The organism is Nocardiopsis changdeensis, from assembly GCF_018316655.1.
In the GTDB taxonomy this organism is placed as follows: Bacteria; Actinomycetota; Actinomycetes; order Streptosporangiales; family Streptosporangiaceae; genus Nocardiopsis; species Nocardiopsis changdeensis.
Window position 1 is genome coordinate 2,180,618 of record NZ_CP074133.1, and the last position, 14,147, is coordinate 2,194,764.

Sequence of the window (14,147 nt, forward strand, 5' to 3'; positions counted from 1 at the left end):
GGCTCCGGATCCGGGCTCGGCGTGGTCCTCGGTGGGAGCGGCACCGGTCCGGTGCGATCAGGGGAGAACTCCGATGACAGCAGGTCGCCGAACCGACTGACCCGGTGGTGGAGTGCGAAGGCGGTTCCAGCGGTGGTGTTCGTGCTCCGATCCGCACGGGAGGCCGCGTTCGCCTCGGACGCGAGTCGGTGCACGGTGATCAGTTCGCCTGTTCGCAGGTGGCGCGTCCGTGGCCGTTCCTCTGTCGGGGCCGGCGCCTCCCGGTCGCCCCCTGGAGGGCCGTGCCACCCGGCGATACACTTCATTGCGTCTCTCCTCGGTGAGTTCGATATCCGGTAGGGATTCCGCCCTGGGACCGCAGCAAACGGTCGCCAGGGCTTTTGCCTGTGAGAGGCGTCCTACGGAAATCAATATCCCCGGCGCAGGCCCCTCGCGGAAGAACTACGGGAGAACCGTCGCTTATAGGAGAATCCGGTAGCGAGAGTTGTGGATCTGTAGTTGACTTGTTGTATGCCGCAGAATCCCCATAAGCAATGGATCTCATTCGGCCAGGAAATACGACGAAACCGCCTTGAACTGGGCATTTCTCAGGCGGAGCTGGGCAAGCGCATCCAGGTGAGCGGCGCCATGGTCGGGCACCTGGAAAGGGCGATACGTGTAGCGACACGGGATCAAGTGGACGCCCTGGAAGCCGTCTTCGCTACAGAGGGAAGCCTGCTCAGGCGGTGGTCCTCCGCTATCAAGAGCAGAAGTGTGCCGGACTGGTTCCAGAACGCCCTGGCGAGTGAAGGTCGGGCCGAGCAGACCTTCCAGTACCAGTCGATCCTCGTTCCAGGGCTGCTTCAGATCCCCTCCTACGCCGAGGCCCTGGTGCGTGCGTGGCAGCCTCAGGCCTCGGATGAGGAGGTCGACCAGATCGTCCAGACCCGCACGAGGCGGCTGGCGGCCCTACTCCCTCGAAAGGCGGCGCTATGGTTCGTGGTGGACGAAGTAGTGGTCACGCATCCGGTAGGGTCGCTCACCGTTATGGCCGATCAGTTGGAGCACATCGCTGAGCTGGCGGATCGGAGGAGCATCCGCTTCCAGGTCCTGCCGCAGCGGTTGCTGCACCCGGGCATCTGCCCTCCGTTCCGCCTCATGTTCCTGCGTGAGGAACAGGCGGTCGTGTTCGTAGAACACGCCTTGGGTGACGTGGCGCGGAGTGGCACGCAGGATGTGGCCCATATGCGGACGTTGTTCGGAGCAATGCAAGCGGATGCGCTTCCTCCCTCGGACTCCATTGAGCGAATTCGTGAGATCAGGAAGGATCTGATGGCGTGAAGCATCAGGACTGGCACAAGTCCAGCTACAGCGGGGCCCAGGGTGACTGTGTCGAGGTGCCGGAAGGTTCCATCACGTCCGTGCGTGACACCCGGCACCGGGAGCTCGGCCACCTGGAGTTCGCCGCTGTGGAGTGGGTCGCGGCCGTCGGAGCGCTCGCGGAGAAGTGACCCCGGAACGTGAACCGGCCCCGTCGAACGACCTCCGGCGGGACCGGACCGGGGTGCGCCCGCTGGCCCGGGCGGGCGCTTCGGGCGGCCGGCGGGAGCTGGTATTTCCCGCCGGGCTGGGACTTTGAGCACAGCGAATTCGTGAGATCAGGAAGGATCTGATGGCGTGAAGCATCAGGACTGGCACAAATCAACCTATAGCGGAGGAAATGGCGGAGACTGTGTCGAGGTCTCGGAAGGTTCCACCACGGCCGTGCGCGACACCCGGCACCAGGAGCTCGGCCACCTCGAGTTCGCCGCTGTGGAGTGGGTCGCGGCCGTCGGAGCGCTCGCGGAGAAGTGACCCCGGAACGTGAACCGGCCCCGTCGAACGACCTCCGGCGGGGCCGGGCCGGCGGGCACACCCCGGCGCGGGCGGGCGCTTAGGGCGGCCCGCGGGAGCTGGTATTTCCCGCTGGGCTGGGACTTTGAGCACTGGGACTTTGGCGGCCCGCATCTGCTCCATGACGTAAGCTGGAGGGCACGAGTACTTGACGCGCTGCTACTGCTCAGTGGCAGCGCTTTTGACTGTTGACGGACGGGTTGGATGACTGAGGACAGCCGATCGGGAGACCGCCAGGACTCCGGAGCGAACGAGCACAGTGGTGACCGCTCCGGCGCGTCTTACGGTCGGGGACGTGGTGACGACTCCCGCTCCCGTTCCGGCTACCGGGGTGACCGTGGCCGTGATGACCGCAGCGGTGGTTTCCGCGGCGGGGACCGGGACCGTGGTGGTTACCGGGGCCGCGACGACCGCGGCGGTTACAGAGGCGACCGCGACCGGCGCGATGACCGCGGCGGGTACCGCGGTGGCGACGACCGCGGCGGTTACAGAGGCGACCGCGACCGGCGCGATGACCGCGGCGGGTACCGCGGTGGCGACGACCGTGGCGGATACCGTGGCGGCGACCGCCGTGAGGGCGGATACCGCGGCCGCGACGACCGCCGTGACGACCGCGGTGGTTACCGCGGCGGAGATGACCGTGGCGGCTACCGGGGTGACCGCGACCGGCGCGATGACCGTGGCGGCTACCGGGGTGACCGCGACCGGCGCGATGACCGTGGCGGCTACCGGGGTGACCGCGACCGGCGCGATGACCGTGGCGGCTACCGGGGCGACCGCGACCGCCGTGACGACCGCGGGGTCCACCGGGGCGGTGACGACCGTGGTGGTTACCGCGGTGGTGACCGTCGTGAGGGTGGTTTCCGGGACGACCGTGGCGGCTACCACGGCGGTGACCGGGATCGGCGTGACGACCGTGGTGGTTACCGTGGCGGCGAGGACCGCGGCGGATACCGGGGTGACCGCGACCGGCGCGATGACCGCGGCGGATACCGCGGTGGCGATGACCGCGGCGGCTTCCGCGGTGGTGACCGCCGTGAGGGCGGGTACCGCGGCCGCGACGACCGCCGTGACGACCGTGGTGGTTACCGTGGCGGCGAGGACCGCGGCGGCTTCCGCGGAGACCGCGACCGGCGCGATGACCGCGGCGGATACCGCGGTGGCGACCGGCGGGGCGGCGGGTACCGAGGTGGCCGCCGGGACGACCGGGGCGGGTACCGCGGGCGCGACGACCGTCGCGGTCCCCGTGAGGACCGCGACCCCGCGGACATCGCTCCCCAGCTTCCCGAAGAGGCGACCTACGACCAGCTCGACGCCGACACCAGGCGCGACCTCAGCTCGCTGCCCAAGTCCCTGGCGGAACTGGTCGGCAAGCACATCGTGGCGGCCGGCCTCCTCGTGGACGAGGACCCCGAGCGCGCCTACGCCCACGCCGCCTACGCCCGGCGCAAGGCGTCCCGGGTCCCCGGTGTCCGGGAGGCCTCCGGTGTCGCCGCCTACACGGTGGGCAAGTGGCAGGAGGCCCTCTCCGACCTGCGTGCCGCGCGCCGCATGAGCGGCCGTGACAACTTCCTGGCGATCATGGCCGACTGCGAGCGCGGCCTGGGCCGACCCGAGCGGGCTCTGGAGATCACCGGGGACCCGGCCGGCGAGCAGCTGGACGCCGCCGAGCGCATCGAGCTGCGCATCGTGGCCGCCGGTGCCCGGCGGGACATGGGCGACATCAAGGGCGCCCTGGCCGAGCTCCAGGTTCCCGAACTGAAGGAGCGCCGCGCCCGGCCGTGGATCGCGCGCCTGTTCTACGCCTACGCCGACGTCCTGGAGGAGCTGGGCCGTGAGGAGGACGCCCGCGAGTACTTCTCGCGCGCCTCCGCCGTGGACAGCGACGGGGTGACCGACGCCGATGAGCGCCTGGCCGTGCTGGAGGGTGTCGAGCTGGTCGACGTCGACCCGGAGGACGGCATCATCTGGACCGACGCCGAGGAGCAGGACTTCGAGGAACAGGACTTCGCGGAGCCGCAGGCCCCGCGGGAGGCCCGTCCGGCCGAGCCCGCCCTCGAAGATGAGGACGGGGCCGAGTACGACTCCCGGGACGGCGAGCCTGAGGACTTCGAGGACGAGGACGACTCCCGTGATGCCGACGAGCCCGAGGACGGGCCCGCCGACGAATCCGACGCCGAGTCCGAGGCAGTGAAGGACGACGGGGCCGACGCCCCGCGGGACCGGGAGCGCGACTGACCCCGGATCCCCTGGCGCCGCCGGGCGGTCGTGGACCGCTCGGCGGCGCCGTCGTGCGCCTGGGGGCCCTTCCCCCGGCGTACGACTCCGTGGTGTGCCTGACCCACCGGGGCGGCCGAGCGCTGATGGTGCGCAACCGGCGGCGCGCGTGGGAGTTCCCCGGCGGGCACGCCGAGGCCGGGGAGGGCGTCGTGGACACCGCCCGGCGGGAGGCGGCTGAGGAGGCCGGGGCGACCCTGGGCGCGGTGGAGGTCGCCGGGTACTACGTGCTCGCCGACGGGCACGTCACGGTCGTCACCCACGCCCCCGTCCTGGAGACGGTCCCTCTCAGCGGCGAGTTCGAGACGGTCGAGGTGCGGGAGTTCGACGTCCTGCCCCCGGAGGAGAGCCTGTCGTGGGCCGACGGCCTCTACGCCCACCTGCTGCGGGTACTGGACCTGCCCGGCGCCCGCCCCTGAGGGGGCCGGTCAGGCGACGGGTTTGACGTAGCCGGTCTCCTTGCCCAGCAGCGCGTAGCCGAGCCGGGCGTTGATGGCCAGCATGGGCGCATTGTTCTCGTGGTTTCCGGTGGCGGCGTGGGTGAACCCCTGTTCGCGCGCCCGCAGCAGGGCGACATGCTTGGCGTATCCGGCCAGCCCGCGCCCCCGGTACTCGCGCAGGGTCCCCGTCATCGACGACTCCATGCGGCTCCTGCGGTCGGAGCCGTAGCAGGTGATGCCCGCGGGGGTGCCCTCGTGCAGGAAGACCAGGCTCAGGTCGAGGTCGGTGAGCGGGTGGTTCCAGGGCCCGTTCACCCAGTCCTCGAAGGTCATGAAGCCGACGCTCGGCACGGCACCGGGTTCGTCCTCGCTGGCCAGCCGGTCGAGCTCGTAGACCGGCCGGGGGTCGTCGGCGTACTCCCGGAACGTCCGCAGTTCCACGCCCGCGGGCGGTTCCGGCGCCGGGGGCAGCAGGGACAGGTCCAGGCCCAGGATGTGGTGGGTCTCCTCCTCCGCGTACCCCTGGTCGAGGGCGACCTCGTGGAGCACCGGTCCGCCCGCCTGGACCGGCTCCTCGGCGACCTCGGTGCGCAGGGTGCGGGCGCCCCGTTCCACCAGGGACTCCTCGGAGGCGGTGAGGAGGCGGGCGGCCAGGTCGCCGCCGCGGTACCGCTCCGCGACCGCGGTGAGGAAGGTCAGGCCGTGCGGGTCGCGGCCCTCCGGGCGGGTGAGCAGGGAGCGGGTGAACCCCACGATCCCGCCGTCGCCGTCGGTCGCCACGAGCGGGAGGTCCGTCGAATGGGGGGTGGGGTTCGCCATGCGCCAGCGCACGGCCTTCTCCGTGAGGACACGGTAGGGGTGGTGGGCGCGCAGGAACGGGAGGACGGCGGGGACGTCCTCGGTTTCCATCGGCCGGATCTGGAGCGTCATGCGGTGAGCCTAGGTGGCCCGGGTCACCCCCGCACATGGTTTTCCGGGCCTTTCCGCGCTCCCCGTCGGAGCCGGCCCGGGCCCCCTCTGCAGGTGTGAACGCGTCCGTGAACGCGCCACCGTTCTTTGTGGCTTCTCCCGCCCCGGCCCGTGACGTGCCGTCACCCGTCCGGGTGCCACGGTGCCGGGGCCGTGTGAGGGAGAGGGGCTGACTTCCAGGGCCCGCCCCTCCCGTCGCCGTGCCAGGGCCGGGGCGCTCAGCCCTGTTCTTCGCGTTCCTTGCGCTCGGCCTCGGCGCGTTCCTGTTCGAGCCGGTCGAGCCAGTGCACGATGCCCGACACGTTGGCCTCGGCGCCGCTGAGGATGTCCAGGACGGCGGCGGACTCCGGGGAGGCGTCCGGGGGCAGCGGCTTGTACCGGCTGACGACCTTGTCGCGCACCATGGCGATGGCGTGGTCGAGGTCGCCGGCCGAACCGTGCGACTCGCGGACCGTCTCCACCCACAGGTGCAGCTCGGACCGGGCGCGGTCGATGGTCTCGGCGACCGTGTCGACCGCTCCGAAGTGGGAGAACATCAGGCGCTGGGCGTCGATGTCGGAGAACAGCCGCAGGGTGCTCAGGCACGCCTGCATGTCGAAGTCCGGCGGCGGGGTGGCCGGGCGGACGTCGCCGGTGAGCTGGTTGTAGACGCCTAGGGCGTCGCCGACGTACAGGTCGCCGGTGAGGGTGTCGACCAGGCCCATGTGGTGCTTGGCGTGCCCGGGGGCGTAGTGGGTGACGAGCCTGCGGCCGCCGCCCAGGTCGATCTCGCCGGTTTCGGCGACGGAGCGGATGCGCCGCGCCTCGGTGGGGTGCATCTGCCCGAACAGGGTGTCGAGGCGGTCGCCCCAGACCATGGCGGCGCTGCGCATGAGGCGGCTGGGGTCGGCGAGGTGGCGGGCGCCGCGCTCGTGGACGACGATCTCGGCGTTGGGGAAGAGGGCGGCCATGTCGCCGGTGCCGCCCGCGTGGTCGAGGTGGATGTGGGTGACGACGATGGTGGCCAGGTCGGCGGGGGCCAGGCCCATGGCGGTGACGGCGTCGTGCAGGACCCGGGCCGAACCGGCGGTGCCGACCTCGACGATGCAGGGACGCTCGGAACGGATGAGGTAGCTGGACACGATGCCCGGATATCCGGCGAGCATCGTGTCGATGGCGAAGATGTCGTCGCCCAGGGGGGTGACCCCCTCGGGCAGGCGGCTCACGTCCACGTCGTCGTGCACGGCAGGCACCCCTGTTCCCTGTGGTCGTCGTGGGTTCCGGGAGGAACCGCATCCGAATCCGACTCTAGGACACGGGGGCGGTGTGCGTCTTGACCGGGGGCGGGATCATCGGACGACACCGTTCCGGAGGTTGTCCACAGGCGGGGCGAAGCCCTTTCGCCGCCGGTCGGCCCCGGTGATCCTGAAGGTGGGGGCACACGTGCCGGCCGTCGTGCCGCCCGCTGGTCCACGCCGGTGTCACAGGGTCTTCGGGAAGAAGGACGACGCATGCGGGAGAACGGTCTGCGGAGCGCGGGGCGGGGCGCACGGGCGGCGCAGGGCACGGACCCGGGGGAGGACCCCGGCCGGGACGGCGGGCACCGCAACGAGGTGCTGCTGGTGGGGCGCATCACCGCCGAGCCGGTGTTCCGGGAGATGGCGAACGGGAACCGCCTGGCCAGCTGGCGGATGTGCATGGCCAGGCCCCCGCGCGAGGGGGTGTCGGGGCGCCGCTCCGACGCGGTCTACTGTGTCGGCTTCGACCCCGGGCTGCATCCGGAGCTGGTGGAGTGGCGGCTGGGCGACGTCGTCCGGGTGACGGGGGCGCTGCGCCGCCGGTTCTGGCACGGGCGGGCGGAGGAGCGCAGTACGTGCGAGGTGGAGGCGCGGACCGTGGCTCTGGTGCGCCGCTCGCGGCCGGCCGACGGGGACCTCCCCGCCGCCGCGTTCCCGCGCGCGACGGAGGAAGGGGCCGGGCGATGACCGCCCGCGCGGCGCGCCGCCCGGTGCGTCTCCTCGGAGCGGTGCTCGCACGGGTCCTCGCCGTCCTGGTGCGCCCCCTGGCCCGCGCCGCGGCCGGTTCCTGGGGCCGAGCCGGATCCGGGGCGCCGGGTGCGGCGCCGGTCCGGCGCGGACCCGGTGTGCCCAGTACGGAAGCGGACCGCCTCCCCGGGGCGGGGCCGGGTGCGGTAGGTGCCCGGCCCGGAGGCGGGGTTCCGTGTGCGGCCGCGGCCCGCGTCCGCGGGCCCGGGACGGGAGCGGTCCGTGCGACGGGGGCCCCGTTCGGCGCGCCGACCCGGTACGGCGGGCGGGGGTGCGCGAGGGTGCCGCGGAGGTCGCCGTACGGGGAGGCGTTCAGGCCCGGGTGGGCGGTGCCCCGGCCCGGTTCACCAGCCCAGGGCGGCCAGGGCGGTGCGTGCGGCCGGGCCGGCCGGGTCCACCGCCGGGTTCGCCCACACGGCCTCGCACAGGGCGCGCAGGCCGTCGAGGCGGTCGCCGGAGCCCTCCAGGAGCGGGCCGTCGGGGGTGTGGGTCGCCGTCCAGCCCCCGCAGCGGGTACCGCCGTGGAAGGCGTCGACGCCCGGGTGGGTGTCGTTCATGCCCGACACGTCCCAGGACAGGTAGTTGGGCCGCCGGTGCTCCGGGGCGGCGAGCAGGTCCAGCGGGGTGGTCACCCCCGACAGCACCAGCAGGCCCGCGGCGCCGTGCACGATCGCGCCCTCGATGTCGGTGTCCAGGCGGTCGCCGACGATGAGCGGGTCGCGGGCCCCCGTGCGCCGGATGCCCTCCTCGTGGAGGGGGCGCATGGGCTTGCCCGCGATGATCGGCTCCACTCCCGTGGCGTGCGCGATCACCCGGACGAAGGACCCGTTGGCCGGGGTGACGCCCCATTCGGTGGGGGCGGTGGCGTCGGCGTTGCTGGCGACGTAGAGGGCGCCGCGCGACACCGCCAGCGTGCCCTGGTCGAGGAGGTCCCGGGTCACGGAGCGGGAGTAGCCCTGCACCACGGCGACCACGGAGTCGGTGGCGATGGTGACCGGGACGAGTCCCATGCGGCGCACCGCCTGGCGCAGCCCGGTGTCGCCGACCACCAGGACCTCCGAGCCGGCCGGGTGGCGTTCGGCGACCAGCCGGGCGGCCGCCTCGGCGGAGGTCACCACGTCCTGCGGGGTGGCGTTGATGCCCAGGTGGGTGAGGTGTTCGGCGATGCGGGCCGGGGTGCGTCCGGCGTTGTTGGTCACGTAGGCCACCCGCGCCCCCGCGGCCCGTGCCTTGTCGATCGCCTCGGGGGCGGCCGGCACCGCGCTCGGGCCGATGTAGACGACCCCGTCCAGGTCCAGGAGCATCGCGTCGTGGATGGTGCTCAGGGGGCGCTCGGCGGCGAGCAGGGGCATGGCGGACCCGTTCCTTGCGGCGGTGGCGGACGCCCTCCAGGGTATGACGCGGCCCTCGGCCGGTGGGGCCGCGGGCCTCCCCACCCGGTGTGCCGTCCGTCGCAGCGCCCCGGACCGGCCCCACCCCGGAGACCCCGCCCCGGCGGCCCGCCGGGATGTCGCGCCTGTACCGGCCTGGCAGGGGGCTGTCGGCTGGAGGGCGGGGCGTCTTCAGGGCGGCGGGGGCGTGCCGGGGCGGGGGGTCAGGCGGTGGGGCGGTGGGCGGTGAGCCAGGAGGTGGCGAAGGCGACGGCGTCGGAGACGGGGAAGAGGCGTGCGGTGGTCAAGCCGACCGGGCCCGTGGTGACGGCCCCGGTGGCCTCGAACGCCTCGCCCAGGGCGGGGAAGTCGTCGGAGTCCAGGGCGGTGTCGGTGAAGGCGGCCCAGGCGCGGCCGCCGTCGGGGGTGGCGATCGCGCAGCCCACCGGTTCGGTGCGGGGCGCGGGCACCCGGTACTCGGCGAGGTGGAAGGCGGTGCAGGAGTCGTAGCCGGTGCCCAGCAGCAGGACGCGGGCGTCCAGCAGGCGGCCCAGCGGCGACTCGTCGCCCAGGCGGCAGGTGAGGGGGTGGTGGTCCAGCAGGGCGTGGGCGCGCGGGCCCACGGCGGCGAAGGAGGTCTGCGGGTGCGGGCTGCGCACGGCCCCCGGGAGGGTGCGCACCAGCTCGGGGATCCGCCCCATGTGCGCGCTGGGGGTGGCGTGCGGGTCGAAGCCCGGCGTGTGGTCGCGGATGGTCGGCCACCAGGACTCGGGCACCGGCGGGTTGCGCCACTGGGACGGGTCGCTGTTGTCCATCGTCTGGGTGGGCACCACGAGGGTGCCGGTGGGCCCCAGGGTGTCCAGGAGCGCCTGGACGACGGCCTGGGCGCCGCCGCACACCCAGCCCAGGGCGGAGAGGGAGGAGTGGAGCAGGACGGTCTCCCCGGGGCGCAACCCCAGGCCGGCCAGGTCGCGGGCGAGGGAGACGCGGGTGCGCGGCGCGTCCTGCGCGGGTTCGGGCGCGGCGGTCATAGGGCGGGTCTCCTCCTCGGGGTGGGGTGTACCGCAGGGTGGGTGTGCGGTCGGCACCGTGGTGCGCGGAGCGGGCCGGCCGGGAGCATGGCGCCATGGTGATGAGAACGATGTCGGCGGCGGCTCTGGCGGTGGCGGCGGTCCTGTCGTGGGCGGCGCCCGCGGCGGCCGCGCCCGTGGATGGTCTCACGGCCGATGCGGTGGACGCACGGGTGGAGGCCTACCTGGAGGACGCGCCGCTGCCCGGGGTGGCGGTCGCGGTGACGCGGGGGAGCGAGGTGGTGCGGGCGGCCGGGTACGGGGTCGATTCCCGCGGGGAGCCGGTGGGGGCCGACACCCCGATGGGGATGGCGTCGGTGAGCAAGGCGTTCACCGCCCTCGTGGTGGCGTCGCTGGTGGAGGAGGGGAGGCTGGACCTGGACGACCCCGTGGTCGAGCACCTGCCGGAGTTCGCGGTGGACGACCCGCGCGGTGCGCGGATCACGGTGCGGCAGCTGCTCACGCACACCTCCGGCATGTCCGACCGCGGGTTCCGGGAGAAGAGCGAGCCGACCCCGGCGGACCTGGAGGGCGCGGTGGCGCGGCTGGCCGGCGCCGGGATGGTGGCCGACCCCGGGGCCGAGCGCAACTACCACAACCCGAACTACCACATCGCGGCCCGCCTGGTGGAGGTGGTGGAGGGCGAGCCGTTCGCGGACGTGCTGCGCGAGCGGGTGCTGCTCCCCCTGGGGATGGCCGACACGGTCACGGTGGACACCGCGCGGGACGTGTTCGAGGCCGGGGTCGCCCCCGGGCACGTGGCGGTGCTGGGCGGCGCCCGGGCCCTGCCGGAGCCGCAGGGCTACTTCAACGGCAGCGGTGGCATGGTGTCCACGGCCGGCGACATGGCGCGGTGGCTGGTCGCCCAGAACACCGGCGGCCGTACCGCCGACGGGGGCGCGGGGGTGCCCGCGGACGCGGTGGCGCTGACGCACGCCGCCGCGGGCGGCACGGGCCCGGCGGCCGACTCCGGCCTGGGCTGGCAGGTGGAGGAGACCGGCGGGGGCGCGCCACTGCTGGTGCACGGCGGTATCCAGTTCACCTACACCGCCCACCAGGCCCTGCTGCCGGAGAGCGGGGTGGGGATCGCGGTGATGGCCAACACCGGCCTGGGCGCGGGCGACGCCTCCGCCCTGCTGTGGAACCTGGTGGCCCTGGCCGAGGGGGAGGGGCCGACCGGCTCCTCGGCGCCGTGGCTGCTGGCATTGGACCTGGTGTGCGTCGCCGCGGTGGCGGCCGTGGCCGCCGGGGCGGTGCGCGGGGTGCGCCGTGCCGGGGTGTGGGTGCGGGACGGTCGCCGGTGGCGGCGCGTGCTCGGGGCGGTGGGGTCGGCCGCGGTGGTGGCCGCGGCCCTGGCCCCGCACCGGCTGATCTCGCCGCTGGCGGGAGGTCGCGACGCCACGTGGGTGCAGACCCTGTACACGGTGCCGTCCGTGGTGGTGTTGCTGGTCGCGGCGGCGGTGGCGCTCGCCGTGGTGTGGGCGGTGCGCCTGCGGGCCCTGGCGGCGCACCGCGGACAGGACCCGCAGCGGGAGCTCAGCGGTACCGGGGCGACGGCTCGACCAGGCGCATGACCAGCCCGGTGCGCGGCTTGGGCCCGAACGAGGTGGACTTGCGCGGGGTGAGCTCGCCCTGCCCGGCGATGTCGTAGACCAGGTGGACGTCCAGGGCGGGCACGATCACAGCGGTGCCCTTCTCGTGGTGGGCGGCGGCCACCGCCTCGCCGGGGTCGTCGTGGACCATGCGCACCGCCTCCTCGGGGACGCCCCACAGCGGCAGCAGGACCTCGTGCAGGGCCGCGGTGGGCAGGCGCCGCCACTGCTCGGAGCGGCCGGGCATGGCCCGGGCCAGGGTGTCGCCGTCGAAGCCGTGCACCAGGTGGGCCCCGCCGTCGGGGGAGGCCAGCACCAGCGCGGGGCCCTCCACCCCCTCGTACACACGGGGGGACACCCCGTCCACGGCCTCGACCGCGGCGACGGAGCGGGCGGCCGCGACGGCCTCCTCCGGGTGCAGGCCCGGCAGGACCCGGTGGATGGCGCCCAGGCGGGGCGGGTGGGTGTCGCTGTCCACGAGCAGGGCCAGCCCGTACCGCCAGCCGGGGTCGCCGTGGGCGGCGTGCAGACGGCGGTAGGCGGCGTAGCGGTGGTGGCCGTCGGCGATGAGCGCGGACCGGCCGGCCAGGTCGGCGGCCACCCGGGCGTGGTCGGCGGGGTCGGTGACCGCCCACAGGCGGTGCTCGGAGCCGTCGCGGGTGCGGGCCTCCACCAGGGGCGGGTCGGCGACGGCCTCGGTGACGGCGGAGGCGGCGCCGCCCGCGCCGCGGTACAGCAGGAAGATGGGTTCGAGGTTGGCCCGGGCCACCCCCATGAGGGTGAACCGGTCGTGCACGGGCGCGTCGGCGACGTCCTCGTGGGGCAGGACCGCGGATTCGGACCCCTCGTCGGGCAGGCGCAGGTTGCCGATCAGCCCGCGCTGGCGGCGGCCGTCCGCGGTGACCTGCTCGTACACGTACAGGGCCGGGCGGGGGTCGGGGGAGAGCACGCCGGTGGCGACCCAGTCGTGCAGCAGCGCGGCGGCGGCGCGGTACCGGCGGGGGATCGCCCCTTCGGTGCCGTCGGCGCTGGCGCGGCTGAGCTCGAAGGGCAGGGTGACCCGGGCGGCGTTGTGCGGGTCGGACCGTTGCAGGGCCCGCGCCTCCTCGGCGTCGGGAACGTCGTAGGGCGGGGCCAGCAGACGGGCGAGGTCGAATCCCCCGTCGATGAACCGGTCGAGGTCTCCGTCGGTGTAGCGCAGACCGCGGAAGGGTTCCAGCCCGAGAGGTTGGCGTGGCATCCCAGCAAGGTACCGCCCGGTCACAGGAGTTTGCGCATGCGCAGCAGGTCGCCCATGCTGGCGTCGACCCTGACCCGGCGGGTCAGGAGGGCGCGGGCCGGGTCCAGCCGCCCGTCGGCGAGGTCGACGAGGTCGTCGCTGCCGACGGTGATGTGCACCTGGGCCCGGGGCGCCGGAGCCTCTTGGGGGCGGTGGGTGATGTCGCTGAGGCCGTCGGCGGTCAGCCGCATGTCGAACACGGTGCCCAGGTCGGGGACGAGCACGCTGACGGAGCGCTCGACGATGACCCGGCGGCGTTCGGCCTCGGGTTCGGCGAGGATCCGCTCGTTGAGCTTCGCGATGCCCTCCAGGCATGCGTCGATGCTGTTCATGGGCACATGATGCCGCATGCGGCCCGGGGCGCCGGGGCGGCGTCGCCGTCCGGGCAAAGGGACGAAGGGGACGACCTCCCGGTTTCGCGTGGCAGGGGCCGTGCCGCCCGGGTAGCGTTGTGCGCGCAACCCCCCGCCCACGGTGCCCTTCCGTTTTCCGGTGCCGTTCCCCCTTCCGGTGTTCTGTCCGTCAAGGAGTACGCGAATCATGGTCGTCGACGCGGTGCGCACGTATCTGGATGCCGCCAGTGGTCTCACCGAGCTGTCCCGCAAGGAGGCGGTGGCCGCGGCCAAGGTCCTGCTGCGGGCGGGCGGGGCGGGCGCGCCGGCGGCGGAGCAGGAGCCGGGCGGCACGCCGCCGCGGGTGGGGCGGACCATCCAGGCGCTGGCGGGGGAGCTGCTGGAGACCAGCCGGGCCAACCGGGAGGCGCTGGCGGAGCTGGTGCGCTCGGAGGTGGAGCACCGCCTGGAGCGGATGGACGTGGTGCCGCGCTCCGAGCACGAGCGCCTGGTGCGCCGCGTGGCGGAGCTGGAGCGGCGGCTGGCGGCCCGGTCGGGCCGGGAGCGGGTGCCCTCGGTCCCGGCGGTGGAGGTGCGGGCCGTGGAGGTCGAGGAGGTGCCCGCGGCCGCCGTCGCCGCGGTGGCGACCGCCGTGGCGGACCCCGCCCCGGACGGGGCCGCCGGACAGGACGCCCCCGAGGCCCCCGAGGCCCCCGTGGACGCCGAGTCCCCCGATGGGGCCGCGGCGGCCGAGCCCGCCCGGGAGGACGGCGCGGACGGGGACGCGGAGGAGGCCGGGAAGAAGCCCGCCGCCAAGGCCGGGGCGGCCAAGCCCGCGGCCAAGGGCGGCCGGGCGCGGGCGGGCGCGGCCAAGCGCACCACCAAGTCCCGCAGCGCCACCAAGAAGTAGGGCCGCCCAGAA

15 protein-coding genes are annotated in these 14,147 nt (G+C 74.2%); 8 read left to right on the top strand and 7 right to left on the bottom strand.

The features are described 5' to 3' along the window. Positions 1 to 510: 510 nt before the first annotated feature. The 3 genes from KGD84_RS10000 to KGD84_RS10010 all read left to right on the top strand — a co-directional run bounded on the left by KGD84_RS10000 (position 511) and on the right by KGD84_RS10010 (position 1,833). Positions 511 to 1,320: a helix-turn-helix domain-containing protein gene (locus tag KGD84_RS10000; RefSeq protein ID WP_220559985.1), complete on the top strand. Its 810-nt coding sequence runs from the start codon at positions 511 to 513 to the stop codon at positions 1,318 to 1,320. After that, entirely contained in the window at positions 1,317 to 1,490 is a 174-nt protein-coding gene (locus KGD84_RS10005; protein ID WP_220559986.1) for a DUF397 domain-containing protein, read from the top strand. The genes KGD84_RS10000 and KGD84_RS10005 overlap by 4 nt, the downstream gene beginning before the upstream one ends. A 166-nt stretch (positions 1,491 to 1,656) precedes the next feature. Continuing rightward, entirely contained in the window at positions 1,657 to 1,833 is a 177-nt protein-coding gene (locus KGD84_RS10010; RefSeq protein ID WP_220559987.1) for a DUF397 domain-containing protein, read from the top strand. A 198-nt stretch (positions 1,834 to 2,031) separates the two neighbouring features. Here KGD84_RS10010 and KGD84_RS10015 read toward each other — a convergent pair whose 3' ends face one another. Continuing rightward, positions 2,032 to 3,303, bottom strand: a complete 1,272-nt coding sequence (locus tag KGD84_RS10015; protein ID WP_220565934.1) for a hypothetical protein — start codon at positions 3,301 to 3,303, stop codon at positions 2,032 to 2,034. Here KGD84_RS10015 and KGD84_RS10020 point away from each other — a divergent pair. Then, positions 3,271 to 4,110, top strand: coding sequence for a hypothetical protein (locus tag KGD84_RS10020; RefSeq protein ID WP_255646434.1), 840 nt, complete (start codon positions 3,271 to 3,273; stop codon positions 4,108 to 4,110). The two genes, KGD84_RS10015 and KGD84_RS10020, sit on opposite strands and share 33 nt — an antisense overlap. Positions 4,111 to 4,163: 53 nt before the next feature. Continuing rightward, positions 4,164 to 4,568 (top strand): NUDIX domain-containing protein, encoded by a 405-nt coding sequence (locus KGD84_RS10025; RefSeq protein WP_220559989.1) that lies wholly within the window; start codon positions 4,164 to 4,166, stop codon positions 4,566 to 4,568. A gap of 9 nt (positions 4,569 to 4,577) precedes the next feature. Here KGD84_RS10025 and KGD84_RS33540 read toward each other — a convergent pair whose 3' ends face one another. Further along, on the bottom strand, positions 4,578 to 5,519 hold the full coding sequence (locus KGD84_RS33540) for a GNAT family N-acetyltransferase (RefSeq protein ID WP_220559991.1): 942 nt from the start codon (positions 5,517 to 5,519) through the stop codon (positions 4,578 to 4,580). A 257-nt stretch (positions 5,520 to 5,776) separates the two neighbouring features. After that, positions 5,777 to 6,781 (bottom strand): MBL fold metallo-hydrolase, encoded by a 1,005-nt coding sequence (locus tag KGD84_RS10035; RefSeq protein ID WP_220565653.1) that lies wholly within the window; start codon positions 6,779 to 6,781, stop codon positions 5,777 to 5,779. A 267-nt stretch (positions 6,782 to 7,048) separates the two neighbouring features. Here KGD84_RS10035 and KGD84_RS10040 point away from each other — a divergent pair, with 267 nt between their 5' ends. Next, positions 7,049 to 7,522 (top strand): single-stranded DNA-binding protein, encoded by a 474-nt coding sequence (locus KGD84_RS10040; RefSeq protein WP_220559993.1) that lies wholly within the window; start codon positions 7,049 to 7,051, stop codon positions 7,520 to 7,522. Positions 7,523 to 7,926: 404 nt separating this feature from the next. On the opposite strand, the gene KGD84_RS10045 is transcribed toward KGD84_RS10040, so the two are convergent. Beyond that, the gene (locus KGD84_RS10045; protein ID WP_220559994.1) at positions 7,927 to 8,934 is read right to left on the bottom strand and encodes an HAD-IIA family hydrolase; all 1,008 of its coding nucleotides are present in this window, start codon (positions 8,932 to 8,934) and stop codon (positions 7,927 to 7,929) included. A 242-nt stretch (positions 8,935 to 9,176) separates the two neighbouring features. Then, on the bottom strand, positions 9,177 to 9,983 hold the full coding sequence (locus KGD84_RS10050; RefSeq protein WP_220559995.1) for an AAC(3) family N-acetyltransferase: 807 nt from the start codon (positions 9,981 to 9,983) through the stop codon (positions 9,177 to 9,179). Between the two features lie 95 nt (positions 9,984 to 10,078). Here KGD84_RS10050 and KGD84_RS10055 point away from each other — a divergent pair, with 95 nt between their 5' ends. After that, positions 10,079 to 11,596 (top strand): serine hydrolase domain-containing protein, encoded by a 1,518-nt coding sequence (locus KGD84_RS10055; RefSeq protein WP_220559996.1) that lies wholly within the window; start codon positions 10,079 to 10,081, stop codon positions 11,594 to 11,596. Here KGD84_RS10055 and KGD84_RS10060 read toward each other — a convergent pair. Then, the gene (locus tag KGD84_RS10060; RefSeq protein ID WP_220559997.1) at positions 11,559 to 12,854 is read right to left on the bottom strand and encodes a DUF1015 domain-containing protein; all 1,296 of its coding nucleotides are present in this window, start codon (positions 12,852 to 12,854) and stop codon (positions 11,559 to 11,561) included. The two genes, KGD84_RS10055 and KGD84_RS10060, sit on opposite strands and share 38 nt — an antisense overlap. A gap of 20 nt (positions 12,855 to 12,874) precedes the next feature. Further along, positions 12,875 to 13,225, bottom strand: a complete 351-nt coding sequence (locus KGD84_RS10065) for an SCP2 sterol-binding domain-containing protein (protein WP_220559998.1) — start codon at positions 13,223 to 13,225, stop codon at positions 12,875 to 12,877. Positions 13,226 to 13,433: 208 nt separating this feature from the next. Between KGD84_RS10065 and KGD84_RS10070 the strand changes: the two genes are divergently transcribed. Next, entirely contained in the window at positions 13,434 to 14,135 is a 702-nt protein-coding gene (locus KGD84_RS10070; RefSeq protein ID WP_220559999.1) for a coiled-coil domain-containing protein, read from the top strand. The last annotated feature ends 12 nt before the right edge of the window (positions 14,136 to 14,147 follow it).

What these genes read in the sequence shown, in the direction of transcription:
- KGD84_RS10070 (WP_220559999.1), top strand. Translation starts at nt 13,434, where the DNA reads ATGGTCGTCGACGCGGTGCGCACGTATCTGGATGCCGCCAGTGGTCTC.
- KGD84_RS10045 (WP_220559994.1), bottom strand. Translation starts at nt 8,934, where the DNA reads ATGCCCCTGCTCGCCGCCGAGCGCCCCCTGAGCACCATCCACGACGCG.
- KGD84_RS10055 (WP_220559996.1), top strand. Translation starts at nt 10,079, where the DNA reads ATGGTGATGAGAACGATGTCGGCGGCGGCTCTGGCGGTGGCGGCGGTC.
- KGD84_RS10040 (WP_220559993.1), top strand. Translation starts at nt 7,049, where the DNA reads ATGCGGGAGAACGGTCTGCGGAGCGCGGGGCGGGGCGCACGGGCGGCG.
- KGD84_RS10000 (WP_220559985.1), top strand. Translation starts at nt 511, where the DNA reads ATGCCGCAGAATCCCCATAAGCAATGGATCTCATTCGGCCAGGAAATA.
- KGD84_RS33540 (WP_220559991.1), bottom strand. Translation starts at nt 5,519, where the DNA reads ATGACGCTCCAGATCCGGCCGATGGAAACCGAGGACGTCCCCGCCGTC.
- KGD84_RS10050 (WP_220559995.1), bottom strand. Translation starts at nt 9,983, where the DNA reads ATGACCGCCGCGCCCGAACCCGCGCAGGACGCGCCGCGCACCCGCGTC.
- KGD84_RS10060 (WP_220559997.1), bottom strand. Translation starts at nt 12,854, where the DNA reads ATGCCACGCCAACCTCTCGGGCTGGAACCCTTCCGCGGTCTGCGCTAC.
- KGD84_RS10065 (WP_220559998.1), bottom strand. Translation starts at nt 13,225, where the DNA reads ATGAACAGCATCGACGCATGCCTGGAGGGCATCGCGAAGCTCAACGAG.